This window comes from Antricoccus suffuscus, assembly GCF_003003235.1.
Taxonomy (GTDB): Bacteria; Actinomycetota; Actinomycetes; order Mycobacteriales; family Antricoccaceae; genus Antricoccus; species Antricoccus suffuscus.
The window spans coordinates 26,150-50,833 of record NZ_PVUE01000021.1; the positions used below are offsets into that span (position 1 = coordinate 26,150).

The following is a 24,684-nucleotide window of genomic DNA, read 5'->3' on the forward strand; positions in this document are numbered from 1 at the left end:
TCGGTGAATTTATGACACTGGATCAGGCTTCGCAAGGATTTATTGCCGCGATGGCGGAGGCCGGCGCGCCACCGATGCATGAAGTTACGCCGTCGATCGCGCGGATCAATGGACCGGTGCTCGCGGGCATGAGCGGACGCGGTCCCGAGGTCGGCGAGGTCCACAACACTCGCCTCACGGGCAAGGACGGCGGCACGTTCCGGGTGCGTGTCCTCAAGCCGGAAGGCGCAGCGACCTCGGTCATCGTCTATATCCATGGTGGCGGTTGGGTTATTGGCGACATCGACTTGCAGTACGACAATCTCGGCCGGGAACTGGTTAACGCCACTCAGTCGGTCGTCGTGCTCGTCAACTACCGCAAAGCGCCGGAGCACCCGTTCCCGACGGCGATCGACGATAGCTACATCGGGCTCCAGTGGGCCGCCGAGCACGCGGCCGAGTTCGCGGGATCTGATGTGCCGTTCATCGTTGCGGGGGACAGCGCCGGTGGCAATATCGCCGCGGTCATGACCCAGTGGGCGCGTGACAAGGGCGGCCCGAAGATCGACTACCAAGTGCTCGTCTACCCGGTTACCGATTGCGATCTGGAGACCGCGTCGTATCTGGATCCGGACAATCAACTGCTGCTCAGTCGCGAGACGATGATCTGGTTCTGGGACCACTATCTGCCGGATAAGGAAGCACGCAAGAGCCCCGATGCATCGCCGTTGCGGAATCCCAACCTCGCGGGCCTGCCACCGGCGTTGGTATATCTCGCCGAGTGCGATCCCCTTCATGATGAGGGCGCGGCGTACGCCGAAGCACTCAAAAGCGCGGGCGTGCCCGTCGAGGTGTCGACCGCAGAAGGCCAGATGCACGCGTTCTTCCAGATGGTCAACATCCTGCCGGGCAACCGGGTCGGGATCGACTATGTAGCGGACCGAATCAACAGCCGGATCGCCGATCTCAAAGGAGCTGCCGTCAAATGACCGACGTCGACGTAGTCATTATCGGAGCCGGGTACGCCGGCATGTACCAGCTGCACAAGCTGCGCAAGATCGGCGTCAGCGCGCGTGTAATTGAGGCCGGCGACGATGTCGGGGGCACGTGGTACTGGAACAGATACCCGGGCGCGCGTTGTGACATAGAGTCGATCCACTACTCGTACTCATTCGACGAGGATCTCGAACAAGAATGGAACTGGTCCGAGCGGTACGCCGCGCAACCCGAGTTGCTCAAGTACGCCAAACACGTTGCCGACCGATTTGATCTGCGCAAGGACATCTCGTTCAATACCAGGGTCGAGAAGCTGGAGTTCGACGAGGACGCGGACACGTGGACGACGACCACCGACGACGGTGCGCAGCTCACGTCTCGCTACGTGATCGCAGCGACCGGCTGCCTGTCGGCGCCGTCTCGGCCGAAGTTCGAAGGCATGGAGGATTTCGCCGGGGAGCAGTATTACACCTCTAGTTGGCCCCATGAGGGTGTCGACCTGACCGGCAAGCGGGTCGCCGTGATCGGCACCGGGTCTTCTGGTTTGCAGACGATCACCGCGATCGCTCCCGACGTACTGGAGCTAACGGTGTTCCAGCGGACGCCAAGCTTCGCTGTACCGGCACACAATCACCCTTGGACTGAGGAGCAGCTCGCGGAGATCAAGGCGGACTACCCGGCGTTTCGCGAGCGGGATCGCAACACCCGCATCGGGTTCTTCACCAACGCCGGGACCGGACTCATGTCCGAGGCGCCGCCTGAGGAAATCCAGCGGGACTTCGATGAGCGTTGGCAAAAAGGTGGGCTCGGATTCAACTCGGGGTTCGCCGACGCCCTGATCGACGCGCGCTCGAACGACCAGGTCGCCGAATACGTCCGTTCGAAGATCCGCGAGAAGGTCAAGGACCCCGAGACAGCCGAGAAGCTGTCGCCGCGGACGTATCCAATCGCCAGCAAGCGGATGTGCGTGGACACCGGTTACTTCGAGGTCTACAACCAGGACAACGTCACGCTGATCGACATCAACGAGCAGCCGATCAGACAAATCACCAAGGACGGGATCCTCGCCGGCGACACCGAGCACAAGGTCGACGTCATCATCTTTGCGACCGGGTTCGATGCCATGACCGGTGCGTTGGACCGGATCGAGATTCGTGCGGGGGACCAGCTCCTGCGCGAAAAGTGGGCACACGGGCCGCGCACCTATCTCGGCCTGATGAGCGTCGGTTTCCCGAACCTGTACATGATCACCGGTCCCGGCAGCCCGTCGGTGCTGTCCAACATGCTCGTGTCGATCGAATACCACGTCAACTGGGTCACCGACGCGATCGGCTACCTCAACGCGCAAGGCAAGACGCGGATGGAACCGACTCAGGAGGCAGAGGACAACTGGGTGAGCACGGTCAACGACTTCGGCAACATGACGCTGATGCCGCAGGCTAATTCCTGGTATATGGGTGCCAACATCCCGGGCAAAGAAAGGGTCTTCATGCCTTTCGTCGGCGGCGTCGATACCTATGCCCAGGTGGCCAACGGCGTCGCGACGGTCGGATACCACGGTTTTGATCTAACCTAGTACCGCGTTCCGGGGACGAGTTACTGCGCGAGTGTCATTCTCGCGTTTCGATCGATCGAGCGCGCGCCAAAGCCACTCTCGACCGATGGAGACACGAAGACCTTGGCCACCAAGAAGGACAGGCAGTCCACGACAAAACACGCCGCTGATAGCCATGACCTAATACGCGTGCAAGGCGCTCGCGTCAACAACCTCAAGGACATCAGCGTCGAGTTGCCTAAACGGCGACTGAGCGTGTTCACCGGGGTCTCCGGATCAGGTAAGAGCTCACTCGTATTCGGTACGATCGCCGCCGAGTCCCAGCGGATGATCAACGAGACCTACAGCGCCTTCGTTCAGGGTTTCATGCCATCGCTGACTCGACCCGAAGTCGATTACCTCGAGGGGCTGACGACCGCAATCATCGTCGACCAGGAGCGGATGGGGGCCAATCCGCGGTCGACGGTTGGCACCGCTACCGATGCCAACGCGATGCTGCGGATCTTGTTCAGCCGGCTCGGCGATCCGCATCTCGGTCCACCGACGGCATACTCGTTCAACGTCCCGACCCGCAAGGCCAGCGGGATGATGTCCACCGAGAAAGGCGGCCGGGTCGAGAAGAAGACCGTGAAGCAGGCGGTCTATCTCGGCGGCATGTGTCCACGGTGCGAGGGCATGGGTCACGTCAGCGACATCGATCTCACCGCGCTGTACGACGACTCCAAGTCGCTTGACGATGGCGCGCTGATGGTCCCCGGCTACTCAATGGACGGCTGGTACGGCCGGCTCTTTGCCGGGGTCGGCCTGCCGATGGACAAGCCGATCGCGAAATTCACCAAGAAGCAGCTCGATACGATGCTGTACGCCGAGCCGACCAAGATCAAGGTCGAGGGCGTCAACCTGACCTTCGACGGCATCATCCCCAAGATCCAGAAGTCGATGCTGTCTAAAGATCCCGAGGCGATGCAGCCGCACGTCCGTCGCTTCGTCGAGCGGGCCGTGACCTTCCAGACCTGTCCCGAGTGCGAGGGCACCCGGCTGACGCCGGAGGCCCGCTCATCGAAGATCCGCGGCAAGAGCATCGCTGACCTCTGTGCCATGCAGATCAGCGATCTGGCCGACTGGGTCCGCGGGCTGGACGAACCTTCCGTGGGCCCGCTGTTGGCCGGCTTGCTTCACCTGCTCGAGTCATTCACCGAGATCGGGCTGGGCTACCTCTCACTCGATCGGCCCGCCGGGACACTCTCCGGCGGCGAGGCGCAGCGCACCAAGATGATCCGCCATCTCGGCTCGTCCTTGACCGACGTCACCTATGTCTTCGACGAACCGACGATCGGCCTGCACCCCCACGACATAGAGCGGATGAACCAGTTGCTGCTGCAGCTGCGGGACAAGGGAAACACCGTGCTGGTGGTGGAGCACAAGCCCGAAACCATCGCGATCGCCGACCACGTCGTCGATATCGGTCCGTTGGCCGGCTCCGGCGGCGGCGAGATCGTCTTCGAGGGCACGGTCGAGGGACTGCGGGGGAGCGACACCATCACCGGCCGGCACCTTGATGACCGCGCGCGGCTGAAGGACGAGGTGCGTACGCCGACCGGCGCCCTTGAGGTGCGCGGGGCCACGACGCACAACCTCCAGGGCGTCGACGTCGACATCCCGCTTGGAGCGCTCGTCGCGGTCACCGGTGTCGCCGGTTCCGGCAAGAGCTCATTGATTCACGGCTCGGTGGATGGGCGTGACGGTGTAGTCGTCGTCGACCAGGGCGCGATCAAGGGATCGCGGCGTAGCAACCCGGCGACGTACACCGGCCTTCTCGAGCCGATCCGCAAGGCGTTCGCCAAGGCCAACGGGGTCAAGCCCGCATTGTTCAGCTCCAACTCCGAGGGCGCCTGTCCCTCGTGCAACGGTGCCGGGGTGATCTTCACCGAGCTCGGCGTGATGGCCACCGTCGAGTCGCCGTGCGAAGAGTGCGAGGGTCGCCGCTTCCAAACCGCCGTGCTCGAGTACGACCTCGCCGGCAAGAACATCGCCGAGGTGCTCGCCATGTCGGTGGACGAGGCCGAAGCCTTCTTCGGAAAGGACAGCGAGGCGAGTATCCCGGCCGCGCATAAAATCCTCGACCGGCTCGTCGATGTCGGGCTCGGCTACCTGACCCTCGGGCAACCACTCACAGCCCTGTCCGGCGGCGAGCGGCAACGGCTCAAGCTGGCGACGCAGATGGCCGACAAGGGTGATGTCTACATCCTCGACGAGCCGACCACCGGCCTGCACCTCGCCGACGTCGAGCAGTTGCTGGGGCTGCTCGATCGGCTCGTCGACTCCGGCAAGTCGGTCATCGTCATCGAACATCACCAGGCGGTGATGGCGCACGCCGACTGGATTATCGATCTCGGACCGGGCGCCGGTCACGACGGTGGCCGGCTGGTCTTCGAGGGCTCGCCGGCCGACCTCGTCGCGGCGCGATCCACCCTCACCGGCGAGCATCTTGCGGCGTACGTCGGCGCCTGATCGATGCTCATGAGGCCTGTATTGCCGCGTGCTGTTCGCGGCGCCGTTGCCGGAGTAGGTATCTAATGGAAAACGCCGTGTTTCACATCCTGTCGGAGGCTTCATGAAAATCGGACTGCACATCAGTGACCACACCTTCCCGAGTGGTCCGGCCGGACTGCGCGACGACCTCATCCGGATCGTTTCGGCGGCCGAAGAGGCCGATTTTCAGCGGGTCAGCGTGATGGACCACGTCTGGCAGATCAGCATGCTTGGACCGCCGGAGCGCGAGATGCTCGAGGCATATACGACTCTCGGGTTCCTCGCCGCTCGGACCTCGAAGATCGAGCTCGTGCCTTGGGTTACGGCCGCAATCTACCGCGAGCCAGGAATGTTGGCGAAGATCGTCAGCACCCTTGACGTGTTGTCCGGTGGGCGAGCCTGGCTCGGTATCGGTGCGGGCTGGAACGAAGACGAAGCGCGCGGTCTCGGACTGCCGTTCCCTCCTCTGGCAGAACGGTTCGAGCGTCTCGAGGAGACAATTCAGATCTGCCTGCAGATGTGGAGCGATGACGATGGGCCGTACAACGGCAAGCATTACCAGTTGGCCAGAACCCTCAACTCGCCCCAGCCGCTCACCAAGCCGCATCCACCGATCCTGATCGGCGGCGGCGGCGAGAAGAAGACCCTTCGTATGGTGGCCAAGTACGCGAACGCGTGCAACCTGTTCGCGAACGACGACCTGACCCATAAACTCGACGTACTGCGAGAACACTGCGACCGCGAGGGCCGCGACTACGACGACATCGAGAAGACCGTCATGCGGTCGCTGGATCCCGGCGAGGGCGGCGCAGGCGTGGACAAGTTGATCGAGGAACTGCAGGCGCTCGCGAAGCTCGGCGTCTCGGAGGTGCATGGCGGCGTACCGCACGTCTCGCAGATCACCGCATTGGAAATCCTCGGCCGCGAGGTTGTACCCGCAATTGCGGAGTTCTGAGCCTTCCAGTTCCGCAGCTGCGCGGTTAGGGTGGGCTCATGACTTCTTATAAGGTAGTAAATCCAGCAACCGGGGAGACCGTCAAGGAATACCCCGAGGCCACCGACGCCGAAATCCAGGATGCGTTGAAGCGTTCGGACGAGGCGTTCAAGACCTGGCAGAACGCCCCGGTCGGCGAGCGGTCGAAGGTCCTCGCTCGCGTTGCCGAACTCTACGACGAGCGCAAAGAAGAACTCGCGAGGATCATCGGGCGTGAGATGGGCAAGCCGGTCGCCCAGGGAATCGGCGAGGTCGGCATCGTCGGAAGCATCTACAACTACTACTCCACCGAAGGCCCCGGCCTGATGCAGGACGAGGTCCTTTCGGTCAGTGGCGGCGGCGAGGCCGTCGTACGTTCGGCGCCGCTCGGTTCGCTCCTGGGGATCATGCCGTGGAACTTCCCGTACTACCAGGTGGCCCGCTTTGCCGCGCCCAATCTGATGCTCGGCAACACGATCATTCTCAAGCATGCGCCATGCTGCCCGGAGTCTGCGCTCGCGATCGAGCAGATCTTCAAAGATGCGGGGCTGCCAGAAGACGCCTACATCAACGTCTTCGCCACCAACGATCAGGCGGCCGACATCATCGCCGATCCGCGTAACCACGGAGTCTCACTCACCGGTAGTGAGCGTGCCGGCGCGGCCGTTGCCGAGGTCGCCGGGCGCAACCTCAAGAAGGTTGTGCTGGAACTAGGTGGATCTGACGCGTTCATCGTGCTTGACTCGCCCGATGTAAAGAAGACGGCAAAGATCGGTGCCGGCTGGCGCGCGATGAACGCCGGTCAGGCCTGTAACGCCCCGAAGCGCTTCATCGTCAAGGATGATCTGTACGACGAGTTCGTCGAGACGCTGACCGACCAGTTCAGCCAGATCAAGCCCGGAGATCCGCTCGACCCGAAGACCGCCTTCGGCCCGCTGTCGTCGCAGGCCGCCGCCGATGGTCTGATGTCGCAGATCCAGGACGCGATCGACAAGGGAGCGACGGTGCACACCGGTGGCAAGCCAGTCGACCGTCCGGGCGCCTATATCGAACCGACGGTCCTGACCGATGTCACCCCGCAGATGCGTGCCTACTCCGAGGAGCTCTTCGGGCCGGCCGCCGTCGTCTACAAGGTGGCCAACGAGGACGAGGCGGTCGAACTCGCCAACAGCTCGTCGTACGGCCTGGGCGGCACGGTGTGGAGTGCCGACCTCGACAAGGCACGCGCCGTGGCCGACCGGCTCGACACCGGGATGGTGTTCATCAACGCAGTTGGCGGCACGCAGGCGGATCTACCATTTGGCGGCGTGAAGCGTTCTGGCATTGGCCGCGAGCTCGGGAAGTTCGGGATGGACGAGTTCGTCAACAAGAAGCTCGTGCGCATCCCGAAGTAACGACGCGCAGGCGTCGTACCTCCGACGCTCGGCCGCAGCTTTTGTTAAAGCCGCTCGATGAGCCCGCGGATGTACGACGCCTGCCCCGCATGCTGCAGGTCGTCGCCGATGACGCTGACCAGCCGTACCCCGAGAGTTACCGGCGGGTCCCACCGTGTGTCGACCACCCGATCGAGGTCCTTGTCGGTGAGTGTCGCGACGTACTTCTTGGTCTGGGCGGTCACCGCGTCGAGGTAGCCGGTCAACAGGTCCCCGGACTCGACCTTTACCTTCGCGACATCCTCCGAGCTCTGCCCGTAGCCATGCGCCGCATCGTCGAACGGAAGATCGAAGCGTCGCGCCCATCCCTCAGAAGTCCAGACCTGATCGATTCCAGCGACGTCCGCGACATGGTCGTCCTGCACTCGCGTCAGATGCCAGACCAGCCACGCAATCGAGTTGGCGTCGGCGTCGGGACGATACGACAGCTGCTCCGGGGTCAGGCCCTCGACGGCGTCGTTGACGATCTCGGTAATCCGGTCGAAGTGGTCGCGCAGTAGATCGGCAGAGTTCACGGCGGTTCCTTTCATGGAGGGTTGCACAGGGTCGTACCACGTCTCACCGTAATCCGGCGAGCGACATTTTAGTCTGCGACTAGGCGTGGGGTCCGGTCGCGCGAGCAGCGGTAGTGCGGATCGCGCGCGCGAAGGTCGGCCAAAGCTCGCGTGGGACGAAATGTCCGAGTCCGGGGATCATCAACTGCCGGGCCCCGGAAACGGCCGTCGCGATCGCTCGCCCCGCGGACGGTCGCAGCACCGGGTCTTCAAGCCCATGCACGACGAGGGTCGGTTGCCTGATTTCCGCGAGAGAACCTCCGCTCCACTTCGCGCCGGTTTGCCGACTCATCGCTTTTGTATCGCGAAACGGGCTGCTCGAGTCCCGTTCGGCGATGATCCGGGCCGCCCTCTCGTCAAAAGGGTAATCCGAAGTCGATAGAGCCCGAAGAACTGCAACCCCGAGTGCGATGTCGCCGTCGCGTCCTTCAGGAAATTTCATGCGGCTCATCTGCACTATGAACCGGGGTCGCACGAACCGAAGTGCGGATAATCCGGATGCATCACTTGGCACCGCGCCCGACGTTATTAGGCTACGGACTCGGCTCGGATGCCGAATTGCGATCCGCTGAGCGACCAGCCCGCCCATCGAATGGCCAAAGAGGTGCGCCGACTCCCAGCCCATGCTGTCGAGTACGGCAACCGCATCGTCGGTCAGGTCCTCGGCGGTGTACGCGGCCGGACGCGGTCGGAAGAGTGCGACTAGCGGATGCACTTTTTCGGTATCGGGGAAGCGAGTGGACTCTCCGGCGTCTCGATGGTCGTAAGCAACGACGTGAAATCCCTCGCCGACGAGGGAGTCGACGAGCCCCTGCGGCCACCAGAACCGGGTGGTGCCTAGGCCGATCACGAGCAGAAGCGGGTCGCCGCCGGCGCCTCCGAGATCTTCATAGGCGATCTCGACGTCCCCGTTCCGGGCATACCTCGTTGTGTTGGTATTCATTCCGACTCCCTTCCGTCATTTGCAAACATCGTTCGCAAATGATGATACCTCTTTTTCGGGTACAGTGTTCGCAAATAGTGTTGGAGGTGCGAATGACCGCAGATCGCGATGACGAGATCATCTGGCTGCGACGCGAGCATGCGAACCTCGGCCGGCCGGCCGAGCGCAGCCGAGCGCAGCTCACTGCGGCCGCTGTTCGGATTGCTGATGTGGATGGCTTGGACGCGGTCTCGATGCGACGCGTCGCTGCGGATCTGGGTACCGGCGCCGGCTCGCTCTATCGCTATGTCGCTGCTCGGGATGATCTGCTCGACCTCATGATCGATGCGGTCGCCGAAGAATACGAATTCACGCCATCTACCGGCGACGCGATCGCTGACCTGCTTGATATCGGCCGTCAGATGCGCCAGATTATGCATGCTCATCCGTGGCTGCCCGCGATGGTCGCGACCACGCCGACACTGGGCCCCAACGGCATCGACCTGCTCGAGCACGTACTTGGCCTGCTGGCCGATCATCCCGCCGACGTTTCGACCAAACTCGAGACCTTCGCGATGCTGAATGCGTTGGTCTCGTCTTTCGTGCAGAGCGAGGTCAACGGTAACTCTGGGGCGCAACGTCGCCAGGCGGCCTACCTTGCTCATGTGGCCGCTGCCGGTGACCATCCGAGAATCGCTGCTGCCGTCGCCGATGCACCCCTGGAGATGACCGGCGCAGATCGCTTCGACGCACTCGTTGGTCGAGCGCTTATCGGCCTCCTCGGTGATGCTGGGAAATAGGTGGTCGCCCGCGCATCGCGCTTTGTGACCGGCCTATGTCAGAGAATCGCGAGCCCTCCCGATCGCGGACAGCGCGGAAATGCGATACACATGAACTGTCCCGATTGACCACAGTTGTGAAGGCGTGAGGGCAATGGCGCATTATCAGTCCGCAGGATTCATCCCACCGAAGCGGCACACGCAGCACCGCCTGGACAACGGCCGGCTGGCGTACGAAGAACTGATGGGGGAGGAGGGGTTCTCCTCGGACTCGTCGCTGCTTTATCACCGCAACATTCCGTCCACGATCGCCGATTCGCGGATCTGGGACCTCGCCGACCAGTCGACCGAGCCCAACCATCCCATCATCCCCATGCACCTGAAACTGCACGACCTTTTTGCCGTCGACGACACCGCGCCGGGCGGCGCGACGCCGTACCAGGGAGTGGACGTGGTGACCGGGCGGCGGCTCGTGCTCGGTAACGGCGACGTCCGGATCTCCTACGTAGTAGCCGATACGCCATCGCCGTACTACCGCAACGCGATCGGCGACGAGTGCCTGTACGTCGAAAGAGGTTCGGCGCGGGTGGAGACGACGTTCGGGCTTATCGAAGCCGCCGAGGGTGACTACGTGATCATTCCGCGGGCGACCAACCATCGATGGGTCCCTGACACAGATGGTGAGCCGCTGCGGGTCTACTGCATCGAGGCCAACTCGCATATCGCCCCGCCGAAGCGCTATCTGTCGCGGTTCGGCCAGTTGCTGGAGCATTCGCCGTACTGCGAACGCGACCTCCGTCCGGCCGGCGGTCCGCTGCTGGCCGAGGACGTCGGCGCAGACGCTGCCGACGCCACCGACGTCTACATCAAGCACCGCGGCAACGGGCCCGGCGGCATTGTCGGGACGGTGCATACGTTGCCGACTCATCCGCTGGACGTGATCGGCTGGGACGGCTGCCTCTACCCGTATGCGTTCAACGTGCGCGACTTCGAGCCGATCACCGGCCGCGTGCATCAGCCGCCACCGGTCCATCAGGTCTTCGAGGGCGACAACTTCGTGATCTGCAACTTCGTGCCGCGCAAAGTCGACTACCACCCACTCTCGATCCCGGTGCCCTACTACCACTCCAACGTCGACAGTGACGAGATCATGTTCTACGTCGACGGCGACTACGAGGCGCGGAAGGGTTCGGGGATCGGCAAGGGGTCGATCTCGGTTCACCCGGGCGGCTACTCGCACGGACCGCAGCCCGGAGCGTACGAAAACTCCGTTGGTATCGACTACTTCGACGAGCTCGCGGTCATGATCGACACGTTCCGGCCGCTGGAGATCGGCGAGGCAGGGCGGGCCAGCGACGATGGCCTGTACGCGTCGTCCTGGTCGCGCAACCTCCCGTCGAACTAGTGCGTACCGATCCCAGAGCGTCTCCAAGGACGGATTAGGTCGGGTGTATGCGACCTAATCCGACCTAGAGACGACGAGCGGAACCGGTGCAGACCGCCAGAAACAGGGGATAGGAACGGTCACCCTTGGCTACCTGAAAGATGCCACCCCGGTACTGCACCGCGAAGCCGGCTTCCTCGAGCTGGCCGGTCAAGGTCTTCTGATTGAAGCCGTTGTGGCCGTCGAAGTCCGTGTTGTGAAATGACCCGTCCTCTTCCTCAAGATCCACAATGCACGCCCGGCCACCGTCAGCAAGCAGCGTTGCAAAGCTGGCAAGGACCGTGGGCAAGTCGGCGATGTGGTGCAAGGCCATTACCGTGACGATGAGATCGAACCGTTCGTCCGGGGTATCGCCCGTCGAGAGGTCCAGGTCCCACACGCGGGTGTTGGCCGGGAGCGTCCCCGCCGTGATCTTGTCCTCGGCGACAGCGCGCATCCCCGCGGACGGGTCGGCGAGCGTGATCGGTCCTACCGCCCCTACGAGCTGCTGTGAGACGAGCCCGGTGCCGGCGCCGTATTCGAGTAGGCGCATCGAGGGCTGCAGAGGTACGGCATCGCTGATCGCGCTCGCAACCGCGCGTGCCCGCTCCACTTTGGCCGGCTCATCCCAGGTGGCCGCCCGGTCGTCAAACGAACTCGTGGTCATCTGCTGCTCCTCGCCGAGTGTGGTCTGCGTCCACCTTAACGTCCCCAATAGCGGCACCCTCTTCCTTCTCGTGCCTCATTTGGCGTGACAAGGAAGAGTTTCGCGAGACAGGGGAGGCGGCCGGTTGCCGATGGTGAGGTACGAAGTCGCGGATGGTGGCGGCGGGTCGCCAGCGCTCCGGCGGGCTGTTGTTGAATGGAGCCATGAAGCTACGGATCTTCACCGAACCCCAGCAAGGCGCGAGCTACGGGACGCTGCTCTCGGTCGCGCAGGCGACCGAGAAGCTCGGCTTTGACGCGTTCTTCCGCTCCGACCATTACCTGGTCATGGGTGGCGGTGATGGGTTGCCGGGCCCGACCGATGCATTCCTGACTCTTGCGGGTCTGGCCCGCGAGACCAGCACGATCAGGCTCGGCACGCTTGTGTCGTCGGCGACCTTCCGGCTGCCCGGGGTCACGGCAATCTCCGTCGCGCAGCTTGACGAAATGAGCGGCGGGCGCATCGAGCTCGGTCTCGGCACTGGGTGGTACGACGCAGAGCACACGGCTTACGGCATCCCGTTCCCAGCTTTAGGTGAGCGATTTGACCGGCTCGAGGAGCAACTCGAGGTCATCGACGGGCTGTGGCGTACGCCGGTCGGTGAGACGTACAGCTTCGACGGCAAGCACTACACGCTCAAGAATTCGCCCGCGCTCCCCAAGACCGTGCAGCAGCCAGGGGTCCCGATCGTTGTCGGCGGTGGTGGCAAGAAACGTACGCCGTACCTTGCCGCCAAGTACGCCGCCGAGTTCAATCGTGTATTCACTTCGGTTGACGACACGAAGGCGCAGTTCGAGCGAGTCCTCGCGGCGTGCGACGAACAAGGTCGCGAGCGATCCTCACTTGTGCTGTCGGCCGGCCAAGTTGTCTGCGTCGGACGCACCGAGGCCGAGATCAAGAAGCGCGCTGAGGCAATCGGCCGCGACGTCGACGAACTGCGTGCCAACGGACTCGCCGGTACGCCGGACGAAGTCGTCGACAAGATAGGGAAGTTTGGTGACGCAGGCGCCGTTCGCATGTATATGCAGATTCTTGACCTCAGCGACCTCGATCACCTCGAGGTGCTCGCTTCCGACGTGATGGCTCAGCTGTGACCCTCGAGCGACGGTCGATCGGCAGCGCCGGGCTGCGCTCCAGCCTGCTCGGGTACGGCGCGATGGGGCTGTCTGGCGTATACGGCGCGGCCGACGACCACGAGTCGGTTTCTCTGCTGCACCAGGCGATCGATCTTGGCATCACAATGTTCGACACGGCCGATGCGTACGGCGCCGGTCACAACGAGTCGCTGTTGGGCAGGGCATTTCACGATCGCCGGCACCAGGTCACTATCGCTACTAAGACCGGTGCCCTTCGCGACACGGGCTTGGGCCGCGCCGAACATATCCACGCCGCGATCGACGAGAGCCTGCGCCGGCTGCAGACCGATCACATTGATCTCTACTACCTGCACCGGGTCGACCCCACGACTCCGATTGAAGAAACGATCGGCGCGATGAGCGAGCTGGTGCATGCGGGCAAAGTCAAATACCTCGGCGTTTCCGAGGTAAGTGCGGACACCCTTCGCCGCGCGCACGCGACTGCACCGATAAGCGCCGTACAGCAGGAGTACTCGCTATTCGTGCGAGATCCGGAAGAGGACCTGCTCCCGACTATGCGTGAGCTCGGCATCGGGCTGGTCGCCTACTCACCACTGGGCCGCGGCATCCTCTCCGGCGCGATGCGCAACATCGCCGAGGTCGAAAACCTCGAAGACCGCCAAAACCGCTATCCGCGGTTCGAGGAAGATGCATTCGAAAAGAATGTCCGGCTCGTCGAGCAGATGAGTCAGATCGCCCACGCGCTCGACCTCACTCCCAGCACCCTCGCTCTGGCCTGGGTGCTGGCTAAAGGCGACGACGTGGTTCCGATCTTCGGCACGCGCAAGATTCACAACCTGCAAGCAAACCTCGCCGCCACGGAGGTCTCGCTCGATGCGGAGACCATCGACCGGCTCGACCACCTTTTCCCGATCGGCGCTCTTCACGGTGCTCGTTATAACGAGGCATTGCAGAAACGCATCAAGCGCTAGACGTCGTACTCACTACACACGGTTACCCCCTGTCAAGGGGGATGAAGGAGCAACATGTATCCCGGTAAATGGGCGAAGACGCAGCCCGATCACCCGGCCGTCATCATGTCGGACACGGGCCAGACACTGACGTTCCGCGAGCTCAACGAACGCTCGATCCGGCTCTCACACTGGTTCCACGAGCAGGGCCTTCGCCACGGCGACGTGGTGGCGCTGCTGTCGACGAACTCGGTCGAATACTTCGAGGTCTACTGGGCTGCCGTCCGTTCCGGTCTTTACCTGACGGCGATTAACTTCCACTTGCTGCCTGGCGAGGTCGGCTACATCTTGAACGACTGCCAAGCAACCGCTCTGGTCGCGTCCGCGGACTTGGCTGAGTTGGCGACCAGTGCACTCGCGCAGGCGCCCACTGTCTGCGCCAAGCTCGCCTACAAGGGCTCGATCGAAGGCTTCGAGGACTACGAACAGACCCTCCAGGCGCAACCGACCGAGGAGCTCGCCGAGCACCGTTCCGGACGGACCATGCTCTACTCCTCGGGCACGACGGGGCGCCCCAAGGGCGTGCGGCTGGCGTTTTCCGGTCTCAATGTCGAGGACGACACCGACGGCGGCCTCGCGGTGATGGCCGAGATCTTCGGCTTCGACACGGACACCCGCTATCTGTCGCCCGCGCCGCTCTACCACGCCGCGCCGCTGCGCTACTCCGCACGGATCCAGGCGTACGGCGGCACGGTCATCTCGATGCCGAAGTTCGATGCCGAAGAGGCGCTGCGGCTGATCGAAAAATACAAGATCACCCATAGCCAATGGGTCCCGACGATGTTCGTGCGGATGCTCAAGTTGCCCGAGGAGGTACGCGCGAAGTACGACGTTTCCAGTCTCAAGATTGCGATCCACGCGGCCGCGCCGTGTCCACGTGACGTCAAGGCCGCGATGATCGACTGGTGGGGTCCGGTCTTGTGGGAGTACTACGCCGGATCAGAGTCCAACGGCAGCACGCTCATCAACTCCGAACAATGGCTGCAAAAACCCGGCTCTGTAGGCAAAGCAGCCGCTGGAGAGCTCCACGTCTGCGACCAGGACGGCAATGAGCTACCGACCGGTGAGGTGGGCAAGGTCTACTTCGAACAAGAAGTCGTCGAGTTCGAATACTTCAACGACCCCGAAAAGACGGCCGCATCCCGCCACCCCGCCCACGACAACTGGTCGGCGATCGGCGACCTCGGCTATGTCGACGAAGACGGTTTCCTTTTCCTTGCAGAGCGGCAAAGTTTCGTCATCATCTCTGGCGGGGTCAACATCTACCCGCAGGAGATCGAGGACGCGCTCGTGCTGCATCCGAGCGTGTACGACGCCGCCATCATCGGCGTACCCAACCCGGACTTCGGCGAAGAGGTTAAGGCCGTCATCCAGCTCGAGGCCGGCGTACCGCCCACGGACGAGACGCGGGAAGCGCTGATGGAACACCTGCGTGCGCATGTCGCGTCGTTCAAGCTGCCCCGCTCGATCGATTTCATCGATGACCTTCCCCGCACGCCCACTGGCAAGCTGCGCAAGCACGAAATCCGCAAGAGCTTCGTCTAAATACCTTGGAGGACCACGATATGGCCGATGACAACCACCGTTCCCTGAGCCTGAACCGCACCGACCTGGGGAAGTTCGAGGTGACGAACCCACGTGGCGGATCACTCGTTACCGGCAAGGGCGACGACGCAGACTTCACTCCCGGGGAACTGCTGATGGTCGCAATCGCATCCTGCACGGGGGTCGATGTGGACATGCTCACCGCGCGGCGCGCGGAACCAGACCGCTTCAAGGTTCGTGTCGAGGCCGACAAGATGAAAGATGAGCAGGGTAACCACCTAGGCAACATCACGCTCACCTTTGACATCGCGTTTCCGGAAGGCGAGAAGGGCGATCAGGCAAGAGAGGTTGTACCGGCGATGGTGCAGCGCTCACGTGAGCGGCTCTGCACCGTCGGCCGGACGGTGCAGATCGGTACGCCGATCACTGACCAGTTCGGCCCGGTCGAGTAGCGGAGTACATCTACTGTACGGCGAGGTTGCTAAACGTACTTCTAAAGAACACCAGCGGTTTTTTGTCAGTTTCGGCATCCAGGTGCAGCACGCGGCCAACGACGATGTCATGGTCGCCTCCATCGTGCACGGCATCGATCATGCAGTCGATGTGCGCGAGCACTCCCTCGACCAGCGGCGCCCCGCTGGGGCCCGGCTCCCAGGAGACCCCGGCGAATTTGTCGCCGCCGGAGCGCGCGAACTGACTGCTCAAGTGCTGTTGTCCCTCAGACAGGATATTGGCCGCGAAATGTTTCGCGCGGCGGATCTTGGGCCAGCTTTTCGATGACTTCGCGGGGCAGAACATCACCAACGGTGGGTCGAGGGACAGCGACATAAATGACTGGGCCGTGAGGCCGACCGGCTCGCCGTCGAGCATCGCGGTCACCAGGACGACGCCCGATGCGAAGTTGCCGAGCACGGACCTGAACGTGTCGCCGTCGACGCTCGCCTTGTCCAGCTGCGCGGCCTCGTCAGATGATTCCTTCATGATCCCTCCTGGCCATTCAGCAACGGGAGCGCCGCCGACTCGAACAACTGCGCCGTGTCCCGGGCGGTCGGCGTACCGGCGTCGGGATCGGCGCCCGCGGCCAGGAGAACCTCGGTGACGTCGACATAGCTTTTGAACACCGCACCGGCAAGCGGAGTCTGTCCGCGGTCGTTCACCCTCTCGACGTCGCCGCCGGCCTTGACAAGCCCGTCGACCAGGGCCGCATGACCGTGATACGCCGCCAGCATCAGCAGCGTGTTGCCCTGGGGATCGGTCAGATTCGGTGACAGCCCGGCGGCCACGTAGTCGAGCAGTTGGGCATCGCCGTCGCGAGCCAGGTCGAACATCCGATGCGCGAACTCGACGAGTTCTTTCGAGGGCTCCATGCCCGCAACACTAGTCGCCATGCCCGGCCAGATGCAGCGAGTAGAGGAGACCGCGGATGCTTCGACGTTGGCCCGTACGACGCGTGGAATGATTCGTCACCATGAGCGCAAAACCACTCGAGGAGATCGTCGACGCGTCCTGGGTGCCGGTACTTCGCCCGGTTGAGGACCGGATCGCTGCTATGGGCGAGTTCTTGCGCGCTGAAGTGGCCGCGGGCCGTAGCTATCTACCTGCTGGTGACAACATCCTGCGCGCGTTCCGCCAGCCGATCGGCAACGTGCGGGTGCTGCTCGTCGGCCAGGACCCCTATCCCACGCCCGGACACGCTGTCGGCCTGTCCTTCTCGGTCGAGCCGCACGTGCGACCGATCCCAAGATCGCTGCAGAACATCTACAAGGAGTACGCCGCCGACCTGGGCTTCCCTGCGCCGGGCAACGGCGATCTGAGTCCGTGGGAACAACACGGCGTGTGTCTGCTCAACAGGTGCCTCACCGTCGCGCCGGGCGCGCCGGCCAGTCACCGGGGCAAGGGCTGGGAGGCGGTGACCGATGCGGCGATCGATGGTCTGGTCGGCCGTGGCGGTCCGCTCGTCGCCCTCCTGTGGGGACGCGACGCGCAAAACCTGACGCCGCGGCTCGGCGATACACCGATTGTCGCCTCGGCGCACCCGAGCCCGATGTCAGCCGACCGCGGGTTCTTCGGCTCCAGGCCGTTCACCCGTATTAACGAACTGCTCACCGCGGCCGGCGCCGAACCGGTCGACTGGCGACTGGCATGAGCAACGACGAGGGGTACGCCGGCTGGTCATTTGACACCCGTGCGGTGGCTGTCGGCAGGCCCACCGGAGCCGGCGCGCCGCTTAACACGCCGCCGGTGTTTGCCTCCAGCTTCCGGGAAGGCGGCAATGACTACGCACGGTTTGGCACCCCGACCTGTGACGCGTTCGAGGCGGCGCTCGGCGCTCTCGAGGGTGGCGTGGCGGTCGGCTTTGCAACCGGGATGGCCGCCTGCGCCGCCGTGCTCGAAGACCTGCCATCGGGCGCGCGGGTCGTCGCCGCGGCAAACATCTACCACGGCGCGCGGACGCTGATGCGCGACATGGAGGAGCGCGGCCGGTTGGTCCTGGACACCGTCGACGCGACCGATCTGACCGCTGCCCGCGCTTCACTCGCCGGCGCCGCGATGCTATGGCTGGAGTCGCCGAGCAACCCGCTGCTGCAGGTGCTCGATCTAGAGGCGCTGTGCCGGCTAGGCAAAGAAGCGGGCGTACCGGTGGTCGTGGATAGCACCTTCGCCACCCCCGTGCTGCAAAATCCACTCGCGCACGGCGCAGCGGCGGTCGTGCACTCGGCGACGAAGTACATCGGTGGGCATTCGGACCTCATGATGGGTGCGGTCGTCGTGCCGGATGAGGAGGCCGCCGAACCGGTACGCCGCCGACGTACGTTTCATGGCGCCATGCCCGGTGCGATGGAGGCGTTTCTGGCGCTGCGCGGGCTGCGCACCCTGCCGCTGCGAATCAAGGCCGCTCAGCAGAACGCGATGGTCATCGCCGGACGGTTGGCCGAGCACCCGGCCGTCACGAGCGTGTTCTACCCAGGGCTGCCAGGCGATCCCGGACATGAACTAGCGTCCCGACAGATGCGCGGGTTCGGCGCCATGTTGTCCTTCTGCGTCGAGTCCGAAGACCGCGCGGACGAGGTACTCGCGCGTACCCGGCTGATCGTGATGGCGACCAGCCTCGGTGGCGTCGAGTCGACCGCGGAACGCCGTAACCGCTGGAACGAGGGGGCGCCGACCGGTTTGATCAGGCTGAGCGTCGGCATTGAAGCGGTCGAGGACATCTGGCGGGACCTCGGGACGGCGCTCGGCCAACCGCGGGGCCTGGGCGATCGCAGCGCACCGGAGTAACGCCGCTAGTGTGACCACGTGTCCAACGCGCGTAAGGGTCTACTGGCGGGAATCGCCGCCTACTCAGTTTGGGGACTCTTCGCTCTCTATTGGCGCTGGCTAGGCGATATCGGCGCATTCGAGTTGATCGCCCATCGCATCGTGTGGTCGTTCGTGACGATTGGCATCATCATCCTCGCGCTGCGTCGGTGGGCAGAGGTCAAGGCGGCGCTGCGAAAGCCTAAAACCGCGCTCATCCTGACCGCCGCATCCCTGGCCATCGGCATCAACTGGACCATCTTCGTATGGGGCGTCAACGCCGGTCATACGATCGAGGTGTCGCTTGGCACGTTTACGACGCCACTGGTCAGCGTGGCTTTTGGTGTCATCATCTTCAAGGAACGGCTCGGCGTACTGCAGTGGATCGCGCTCGGCCTGGCCACCATCGCCCTGGTCTATCTGGCATTTGACTACGGCCGGCCGCCGTGGCTGGCGCTCGGTATCGGTGTGACCTTCTCGTCGTACTCGTTGCTGAAGAAGATCACCCCCACCGCGCCGCTGCCTGGACTGCTGACCGAGACGATCGTGCTGTTGCCCGTGGCGCTCCTGGTCATCGCGTTTCTCGGCGTACGCGGGCAGACCGAGTTCGGCCACCACGGACTCGCCAATACGCTCCTGGTCCTGACCGTGGGTCTGGTTACCGTGCTGCCGCTCGTGCTGTTTGCGGTGTCGGCGCAGATTGTCCCGCTGAGCACGGTCGGGATCTTGCAGTACATCACCCCGACGCTGCAACTGATCACCGGAATCTTCATCTTTCGTGAGCCGATGCCGATGGCGCGGCTCATTGGGTTCGGCCTCGTCTGGGTTGCGCTGATCCTTTACACGTATGACGCGCTCCGAAAGATGAGTCGCTCGCGCCGTACTCGTGTGACTAGTGAGGCCAGTGTTACGGATGAGATGAGTGTGGGTGTGACCGAGCCGATTTAGCCTGTGAATCTTGGATTATTGGGCGTTTTTGACCCCGGGTATCCGCAATCGACGCACAACCCCATGGCAGAATAACGGAGTCGAATGACAAAGATGTAGTTTGCCCGTTGGCGCGCATTAACGGCGCCCTGCGCGTCACCAACAGCACGAGGTTCAGGAGTCTCATGGAAAGCTCGCACGCCGCCGATGCCCATCTCAGTGATGACGCCGAGGTCGACGGACTGAGCCGCCGCGACCGGGACATCCTCGCCTTCGAGCGCCAGTGGTGGAAGTACGCCGGCGCCAAGGAGCAGGCAATTAAAGACCTGTTCGACATGTCGGGGACCCGTTACTACCAGGTGCTTAACGCCCTTATCGACAACCAGGCGGCACTCGCGGCCGACCCCATGCTGGTCAAACGGCTGCGTCGGCAGCGCTCCAGTAGGCAGCGCGCACGCTCGGCCCGTCGACTGGGGATCGAACCACAGTAGGATTGCCGGATGCTCTCGCCAGTACAAGTACGCCGTAGACGGATCATTGGTGCAGTTGCATCCCTAGTGGGCGTACTACTCGTCGTACTGGCGATCATGGGCATGACCGGTCAGCTCGGCGCAGGCGGGAAGACGACCGCGGCCAACCCCAATCTTGGCACCACGAGCGGGTCGCAAACCTCCGGAGCGTCCAACTCCGCCAGCCAGTCCGCCAGCTCCGACAGTGCCTCGCCGAGTAGCGGCGCGGCAGGCGATTCATCGGCGAACAAACCCGACCTCAAGGCGCCGCTCACCGTGCTCAACGGCGGCGGCACGGCAGGCCTCGCCGGCCGCGCTCGCGACGCGTTCGCCGCGAAGGGCTGGGAAGTGTCCGAGGTCGGCAACTACACCGGCAAGAAACTGCCCGGTTCCACCATCTACTATCCGGCCGACAACCCGGACGCGAAACAGGCGGCCACGAACCTACAGTCGCAGTTCCCTAAGCTGACTGGCCTCGAGCAGTCGCCGGCCGACCTCAAGTTCAGTGGCGTCGTGGTCATCCTGACCGGCGACTGGGATCCCAAGAACGGCTGACCCGCGTCCGGGACTTCGTACCCTCACCGGGCGTCAATTCACCGACGGAGGACGATCACCTCGTGTGCGACGTACGACGCGCGACCAGCGCCGGCGGCGTACCGCTGACCGTGTGCGCACCGTCGCACGCTGTACGGCGGGGAGTCGTCGTACTGCATGAGATCTGGGGCGTCACGCCGAGCATCGGCGCCGTCACCAGACGCCTCGCCGGCGCCGGTTATGCCGTCGCCGCTCCACACCTCTATCACCGCCAGGACAGCCCGATCCCGGCGCGCGAAAGAGTCAACGATGCGTTGCGATTGCGCCGTACCCTCACCGCGTCCGGAATCGACAGTGACGTCCGCGGCGCGATCGACTATCTCGCCGCAGCGGGCGCGACCAAGGTCGGCGTCCTCGGATTCTCGATGGGCGGGACAATCGCGCTATGGGCGGCCGCGCATGCGCCGATCGATGCGGCAGTGAGCATGTACGGCGGAGGCATCGCGCGGACACGGTGGCGCGGCATCGATTCTGGAACTGCGCTCGCCGCTGACCTCCGAGTGCCGTGGCTGGGACTGTACGGCGATGGCGACTCGACGATTCCGGTCGCGCAAGTTGAGCGACTACGGACCGCGCTGAGTGAATCAAGCGTTGACGCTCAGGTCGTTCGCTATCCGGGCGTAGGGCATGGGTTCGTGCTCGATCCGCTCGCCACCGACTGTGTTCCTGCCGAAGCTGAGGACGCGTGGCGTCGTACCGTCGAATTCTTCGGCAGCCACTTGGGCTGACGCGAACTCGGCGTCGGTCCATACGAATTTCGCGGGCGGTGGGGGCTAGGAGCCGGTCGTGCTTCGCCGTTCGACGTTCGTCTTAATGTTGCCCAGGGAGATGGTCGCCTCCTCGTCGATGCGCTCGATCATCTGCTCCGTCGGAGGTTTGGGCCGTGACGGGTTTTGGATCGTGCGGGTGTACGCCGTCCGTCCGTCGGTCTCGGCGAACGTGTATTCGGCAACGATCGGGCCGATGAAGTCGGTGTTGGTGCGTGCGACCCAGCGTCGAGGCCGGTCGCAGACCTCGACGACCCAGTCCAGCTGGACCTCGCCCTTACTCGTGTGCCACTTCTCGTGAAATGTCTCGTCCGCGACGAGCGGTCGATCCTCACTGTCGATGTGGTGCGAGGCGGCGATCCACTCCGGCCACGACTGCGGGTTGCTGACATAGTCGAAGACGGCGCCCGCGGGCGCATCGATCTCGATGCTGTGACTGCGTTCAAATGCCGAGGTCACGACTGCTCACGCTCCTTTGCGAAGTTTTCCAGCCACTCGACCTGTTCGGAGTTGAGTGATGGACGGATGTTGTTGCGGGCTCGATCGAAGTCCGCCTTGGTCACCCGCGGCGCGTCGAGGTCGCGGCGCATCGCGACCAGCGCCGCCTCGCGCACGAGCGCGGCGCAGTCGGCGCTCGAATAGTGCTCGAGCTCCTTTGCGATGGCCGTGAGGTTGACGCCGCGAGTGATCGGCGTGTTGCGGGCCGAGGCCTTGAGGATCGCTGCTCGCGCGTCGGCGTCCGGCGGCGGCACATAGATCATCCGGTCGAGCCGGCCCGGACGCAACAGCGCGGGATCGATCAGGTCAGGCCGGTTGGTGGCACCGATGACGACGACGTTTTTCAGTGCCTCCACACCGTCGAGCTCGGTGAGTAGGGAGGCGACGACGCGGTCCGTCGTACCGCCATCGGTGCCTTGACCGCGCGGCGGAGCGAGCGCGTCGACCTCGTCCATGAAGATCAGCGTCGGTGACGCTTGGCGGGCTCGCCGGAACAGCTCACGTACGGCGCGTTCACTTTCGCCGACCCACTTGTTGAGTAGCTCCGCACCCTTGACGCTCATCACGTTGGTCTGCCCGGATCCGGCGATCGCCTTGACGAGGAATGTCTTCCCGCAGCCGGGCGGTCCATAGAGCAGTACGCCGCGCGGAGGGCTGATCCCGAGCCGCTCGAAGGTCTCGGGATACTGCAGCGGCCACAGCACCGCTTCGGTGAGAGCTTCCTTCGTCTCGACCATGTCGCCGACGTCGTCGAGGGTCACGCGCGCGACTTCCAGTGACGACTCGGCCATCGCGGTCGGCCGCACGACCTCCAGCGCGCCGATCAGGTCGGTCTGGTCGATCGTCGGATTGTCCGACTCGCGCTGCCGAAGGGCGGCACGCACGGACGCCTCGCGCCGCAACGCGATCAGGTCCGCGATGACAAACCCCGGCGTACGGGCCGCTATCTCGTCAAGGTGTACGCCGCCGGCCAGTGGCACCGGGCGCATCACGGCCTCGAGGATGTCTTTGCGACCGTTCTTGTCCGGCAGCGGCACGGACAGCTGATGATCGAGTACGCCGGGGCGCAGTAGCTCGGTGGAGACCTCTTCGGGGCGGGCCGTCGTGCAGACGACGGCGACCTTGCTGGCGCCGATGGTGTGAGCGAGCAGGTCGATGAAGATCCGTGAGAGTGGCTCCGGTTCGTCGCGTGGAGCGAGCGCCTCGACGTCCCGGATCAGCAGCATCGTGGGGGACTTGTCGGTGGCGTCCTTGATCGCGCTGCGCAGGGCATCGGCGGCCGCGGCGGCCTCGACGGCGGCGACCGCGGGCGCGGACAGGTCGACCACGCCGGCGCCGACGGACGCGGCGACCGATTGCGCCAGGGTGCTTTTGCCGACCCCGGGTGGCCCGCTGATTAGTACGCCGAGCTGCGCCGTGCTGCCGAGTCGATCGAGCACCTCGGTGTGATGGAAGCCGAGGTCCAGCCACTCGTAGAGCGAGTGGGACTGTTCCTTTACTCCGGGCAGGTCGGCAATAGTCGGTATGGCCGTCGCGACGGTCCCGGTGTCGGCGTCATCGGCGACTGTATCGCGCTTGTCCACGTCACTCTGTTCGGCGGTTTGGGCCGGTTTGGCTGCCGGCTTTGCCTTTGTCGCCGACCCGGTTGCGGCCGCACCTGACTTCGTGTCAGAGGCCGCGGGCTTTTCCGCGACGACTGCCGGACCCGCGGACGGAGCAGGTGTCGTCGCAGGCAGTGGTACCGCTGCAGGCGGGGACGGGAGAGGTGAAGACGGTGGCGGCGATGGCGCTGCGGTCACGGTGTATAGCGGGTTGGGCTGCGGCGTCACTTGGCGCACGGACGAATGGTTCGTCGATGCCCGGCTAGGCTTCTCTGGCGCCCAGCCCGGTGCGCTGCCACCCCCGCGCCACGACACCGTCGTACCGGCTGTGACCAGTGCGGGGCCCGCAGCATCGACGCTGGTGACCGTGAGCAGCGTGGTTGTCCACTGCATGCCCATCAGCGCCCGCAACTGCCGCCGCGTGCTGTCGAGGTCACTCTGATCGACCAGTCCACCGAGCGAGTTTTCCTGCGGGAGGAGAGATATGTTGTCGCCCGTGGCCACCATCTTGCCTAGCAACGCGCGGCGCAGCATGTCGGGGCTGACGATCCGCGAAATGTTGGCATCGCCGGCCACCTCGACGGTGCGCGCCTCGGTGAGGTCGATCTTGGCGACCTGGACCGCCGTACCGTCTGCGATCCCGATGTTGCCGAGTGTGAGGTCGTCGGCCAGCAGAATCCCCGGTGGCACGTCGTTGCCGCCGTCGGCGACGATTGCGCCGGTCGTACGTCGGCCGCCCAGTAGCACCGGGTCCCACGGTGCCAGGTCGAGCGCCGCAAGCACGTCCTGGTGCATGCGTACGACGCCGCGCCGTGCATCAAGCACGGCGGCGGTCAGGCGAGCAGTGAGCGTAAGTCCGGTTTCCGACACGTGGTCGAGCGTAGTCGGAACGGGCGCGGCAGCGCCGCCGACCGCAGTCAACTGCTCAGCGGCACGCCTGAGACGTGGTGCCGTGGAACTTCTGCCGGCCATCTCGGGTTAACTAGG

Annotated in this window: 24 protein-coding genes; 17 read left to right on the plus strand and 7 right to left on the minus strand. The window is 64.1% G+C overall.

From position 1 onward, the window contains the following. Window positions 1-11: 11 nt before the first annotated feature. From CLV47_RS18765 to CLV47_RS18785, 5 genes are all read left to right on the plus strand, one after another. Window positions 12-968, plus strand: coding sequence for an alpha/beta hydrolase (locus tag CLV47_RS18765; RefSeq protein WP_106350704.1), 957 nt, complete (start codon window positions 12-14; stop codon window positions 966-968). Beyond that, window positions 965-2,551, plus strand: coding sequence for a flavin-containing monooxygenase (locus CLV47_RS18770; RefSeq protein ID WP_106350651.1), 1,587 nt, complete (start codon window positions 965-967; stop codon window positions 2,549-2,551). Before CLV47_RS18765 ends, CLV47_RS18770 begins: the two co-directional genes overlap by 4 nt. A 102-nt stretch (window positions 2,552-2,653) precedes the next feature. Beyond that, window positions 2,654-5,041, plus strand: coding sequence for an ATP-binding cassette domain-containing protein (locus CLV47_RS18775; RefSeq protein WP_106350652.1), 2,388 nt, complete (start codon window positions 2,654-2,656; stop codon window positions 5,039-5,041). Window positions 5,042-5,144: 103 nt separating this feature from the next. After that, on the plus strand, window positions 5,145-6,017 hold the full coding sequence (locus CLV47_RS18780) for an LLM class F420-dependent oxidoreductase (protein ID WP_106350653.1): 873 nt from the start codon (window positions 5,145-5,147) through the stop codon (window positions 6,015-6,017). Between the two features lie 38 nt (window positions 6,018-6,055). Continuing rightward, window positions 6,056-7,429, plus strand: coding sequence for an NAD-dependent succinate-semialdehyde dehydrogenase (locus CLV47_RS18785; protein ID WP_106350654.1), 1,374 nt, complete (start codon window positions 6,056-6,058; stop codon window positions 7,427-7,429). 44 nt (window positions 7,430-7,473) lie between these two features. Here CLV47_RS18785 and CLV47_RS18790 read toward each other — a convergent pair whose 3' ends face one another. Together CLV47_RS18790 and CLV47_RS18795 are read right to left on the minus strand one after the other, a co-directional pair. Then, window positions 7,474-7,983, minus strand: coding sequence for a mycothiol transferase (locus CLV47_RS18790; protein ID WP_238145518.1), 510 nt, complete (start codon window positions 7,981-7,983; stop codon window positions 7,474-7,476). A 79-nt stretch (window positions 7,984-8,062) separates the two neighbouring features. Continuing rightward, window positions 8,063-8,965 carry an alpha/beta fold hydrolase gene (locus tag CLV47_RS18795; protein ID WP_106350656.1) on the minus strand — a complete coding sequence of 301 codons (903 nt, stop codon included), beginning with the start codon at window positions 8,963-8,965 and terminating at the stop codon, window positions 8,063-8,065. A gap of 92 nt (window positions 8,966-9,057) precedes the next feature. On the opposite strand from CLV47_RS18795, the gene CLV47_RS18800 reads away from it, so the two are divergent. Together CLV47_RS18800 and CLV47_RS18805 are read left to right on the plus strand one after the other, a co-directional pair. Next, window positions 9,058-9,744: a TetR/AcrR family transcriptional regulator gene (locus CLV47_RS18800; RefSeq protein WP_106350657.1), complete on the plus strand. Its 687-nt coding sequence runs from the start codon at window positions 9,058-9,060 to the stop codon at window positions 9,742-9,744. 133 nt (window positions 9,745-9,877) lie between these two features. Beyond that, window positions 9,878-11,128 (plus strand): homogentisate 1,2-dioxygenase, encoded by a 1,251-nt coding sequence (locus tag CLV47_RS18805; RefSeq protein ID WP_106350658.1) that lies wholly within the window; start codon window positions 9,878-9,880, stop codon window positions 11,126-11,128. Window positions 11,129-11,192: 64 nt separating this feature from the next. Here CLV47_RS18805 and CLV47_RS18810 read toward each other — a convergent pair whose 3' ends face one another. Continuing rightward, window positions 11,193-11,813 carry a class I SAM-dependent DNA methyltransferase gene (locus CLV47_RS18810; protein WP_106350659.1) on the minus strand — a complete coding sequence of 207 codons (621 nt, stop codon included), beginning with the start codon at window positions 11,811-11,813 and terminating at the stop codon, window positions 11,193-11,195. A gap of 203 nt (window positions 11,814-12,016) precedes the next feature. Between CLV47_RS18810 and CLV47_RS18815 the strand changes: the two genes are divergently transcribed. From CLV47_RS18815 to CLV47_RS18830, 4 genes are read left to right on the plus strand one after another with little or no spacing between them, the layout of a single operon-like run. Beyond that, window positions 12,017-12,946, plus strand: a complete 930-nt coding sequence (locus tag CLV47_RS18815) for an LLM class F420-dependent oxidoreductase (protein ID WP_106350705.1) — start codon at window positions 12,017-12,019, stop codon at window positions 12,944-12,946. After that, window positions 12,943-13,920, plus strand: coding sequence for an aldo/keto reductase (locus CLV47_RS18820; protein WP_238145519.1), 978 nt, complete (start codon window positions 12,943-12,945; stop codon window positions 13,918-13,920). The genes CLV47_RS18815 and CLV47_RS18820 overlap by 4 nt, the downstream gene beginning before the upstream one ends. 54 nt (window positions 13,921-13,974) lie before the next feature. Beyond that, window positions 13,975-15,504, plus strand: a complete 1,530-nt coding sequence (locus CLV47_RS18825; protein ID WP_106350660.1) for an acyl-CoA synthetase — start codon at window positions 13,975-13,977, stop codon at window positions 15,502-15,504. A 20-nt stretch (window positions 15,505-15,524) separates the two neighbouring features. Further along, on the plus strand, window positions 15,525-15,956 hold the full coding sequence (locus tag CLV47_RS18830; RefSeq protein WP_106350661.1) for an OsmC family protein: 432 nt from the start codon (window positions 15,525-15,527) through the stop codon (window positions 15,954-15,956). 10 nt (window positions 15,957-15,966) lie between these two features. On the opposite strand, the gene CLV47_RS18835 is transcribed toward CLV47_RS18830, so the two are convergent. Together CLV47_RS18835 and CLV47_RS18840 are read right to left on the minus strand one after the other, a co-directional pair. After that, window positions 15,967-16,485 carry a flavin reductase family protein gene (locus CLV47_RS18835; RefSeq protein WP_106350662.1) on the minus strand — a complete coding sequence of 173 codons (519 nt, stop codon included), beginning with the start codon at window positions 16,483-16,485 and terminating at the stop codon, window positions 15,967-15,969. Next, entirely contained in the window at window positions 16,482-16,871 is a 390-nt protein-coding gene (locus CLV47_RS18840; RefSeq protein WP_106350663.1) for an ankyrin repeat domain-containing protein, read from the minus strand. Before CLV47_RS18840 ends, CLV47_RS18835 begins: the two co-directional genes overlap by 4 nt. Window positions 16,872-16,972: 101 nt before the next feature. Between CLV47_RS18840 and CLV47_RS18845 the strand changes: the two genes are divergently transcribed. The 6 genes from CLV47_RS18845 to CLV47_RS18870 all read left to right on the plus strand — a co-directional run bounded on the left by CLV47_RS18845 (window position 16,973) and on the right by CLV47_RS18870 (window position 21,559). Continuing rightward, window positions 16,973-17,650, plus strand: a complete 678-nt coding sequence (locus CLV47_RS18845; protein ID WP_106350664.1) for a uracil-DNA glycosylase — start codon at window positions 16,973-16,975, stop codon at window positions 17,648-17,650. After that, window positions 17,647-18,783, plus strand: coding sequence for a trans-sulfuration enzyme family protein (locus tag CLV47_RS18850; RefSeq protein WP_106350665.1), 1,137 nt, complete (start codon window positions 17,647-17,649; stop codon window positions 18,781-18,783). The genes CLV47_RS18845 and CLV47_RS18850 overlap by 4 nt, the downstream gene beginning before the upstream one ends. 18 nt (window positions 18,784-18,801) lie before the next feature. Then, window positions 18,802-19,749 carry an EamA family transporter RarD gene (rarD, locus tag CLV47_RS18855; RefSeq protein ID WP_106350666.1) on the plus strand — a complete coding sequence of 316 codons (948 nt, stop codon included), beginning with the start codon at window positions 18,802-18,804 and terminating at the stop codon, window positions 19,747-19,749. Window positions 19,750-19,913: 164 nt separating this feature from the next. Next, on the plus strand, window positions 19,914-20,219 hold the full coding sequence (locus CLV47_RS18860) for a DUF3263 domain-containing protein (protein WP_106350707.1): 306 nt from the start codon (window positions 19,914-19,916) through the stop codon (window positions 20,217-20,219). Between the two features lie 9 nt (window positions 20,220-20,228). Further along, a complete protein-coding gene (locus CLV47_RS18865; RefSeq protein ID WP_106350667.1) occupies window positions 20,229-20,792 on the plus strand; it encodes a LytR C-terminal domain-containing protein in 564 nt (187 codons plus the stop codon). A 62-nt stretch (window positions 20,793-20,854) separates the two neighbouring features. Beyond that, complete coding sequence (locus CLV47_RS18870; RefSeq protein ID WP_170111165.1) at window positions 20,855-21,559, plus strand: dienelactone hydrolase family protein; 705 nt, start codon at window positions 20,855-20,857, stop codon at window positions 21,557-21,559. Window positions 21,560-21,604: 45 nt separating this feature from the next. Here the strand turns inward: CLV47_RS18870 and CLV47_RS18875 are convergent, their stop codons facing one another. Next, on the minus strand, window positions 21,605-22,057 hold the full coding sequence (locus CLV47_RS18875; RefSeq protein WP_106350669.1) for an SRPBCC family protein: 453 nt from the start codon (window positions 22,055-22,057) through the stop codon (window positions 21,605-21,607). Beyond that, window positions 22,054-24,567 carry an AAA family ATPase gene (locus CLV47_RS18880; protein ID WP_170111166.1) on the minus strand — a complete coding sequence of 838 codons (2,514 nt, stop codon included), beginning with the start codon at window positions 24,565-24,567 and terminating at the stop codon, window positions 22,054-22,056. Before CLV47_RS18880 ends, CLV47_RS18875 begins: the two co-directional genes overlap by 4 nt. Window positions 24,568-24,684 lie beyond the last annotated feature (117 nt).